The organism is Pseudoalteromonas sp. NZS127 (assembly GCF_015864805.1).
In the GTDB taxonomy this organism is placed as follows: Bacteria; Pseudomonadota; Gammaproteobacteria; order Enterobacterales; family Alteromonadaceae; genus Pseudoalteromonas; species Pseudoalteromonas nigrifaciens.
Map to the genome: position 1 here is coordinate 1 of NZ_JADYWN010000068.1, position 752 is coordinate 752.

Sequence of the window (752 nt, forward strand, 5' to 3'; positions counted from 1 at the left end):
GCCTTTGTTCTCACTTTTTCACTGTGCGACCTTCAAGTGAGAGGCCGATTTACGGTGCTACGCTGCCTTGCGTGAGAATGGCAGTGGCACCTTCTTATCAGTCTCTCGCTTGAAGGCCCTGCTCGCGCAGGCTCCAAGAATCCGTAGGTGGATCAGCCCCTTCCCCTTTCGCGTTTGAGAGCGCGCCGGCTTAGGGTCCGACCGGAGGACCGTTACTGGGTGTAACCCAGCCTCTTCGTCACCGAAATCTTCCAGTTGGTTTGAGAGCCTTTCGACTTTTAAACTCCGGCCACTGGTTGCGCTGGCCTGGTTCGTATTATCGCGTTTGCGAAATAAAGGTCAAGGGTTTTTAAGCGCAGGCCCGTGCCATTTTGGCATTTTTGCGATTTGCTGAGCGCGCAGCTTGAGTGCTCGCAACCCAGTTCATCAAGCCGCGTCCGTAGGCGCCTGCCTGACGCTGCTGGGACGTGCGTGTGCCGTCGCCAATGGTGAAACGACGACCTGGGCCGCGTTTGGTGTGGCTGGCCGAGCGCATCTTGCCGTAACCTGGCAGGCCCACGTTGGCTACGCCGAGGTGCTGCAGCAGTTGGCAGGCCGTGTTTGGGCCACTGGCCTTGACGCGGTACGCCTCCATGCTCTGGGTCACCTTTTCAGATGCTGCACCAAGAGCAGCAAAAGCGGCTGCCTTGAGGGACAAAGAACGGGGCTCGGACGGTTGCATATTTGCCTTTCAAAAAGATCGTCGGACTGAC

Annotated in this window: 1 protein-coding gene; it reads right to left on the reverse strand. The window is 57.8% G+C overall.

Annotated elements, in window-relative coordinates; translation table 11 throughout:
* Window positions 1-349: 349 nt before the first annotated feature.
* On the reverse strand, window positions 350-721 hold the full coding sequence (locus tag I6E78_RS18460) for a hypothetical protein (protein WP_197161963.1): 372 nt from the start codon (window positions 719-721) through the stop codon (window positions 350-352).
* Between the last annotated feature and the right edge of the window lie 31 nt (window positions 722-752).

Coding starts and splice junctions, on each gene's coding strand:
- I6E78_RS18460 (WP_197161963.1), bottom strand. CDS start 721: ATGCAACCGTCCGAGCCCCGTTCTTTGTCCCTCAAGGCAGCCGCTTTT.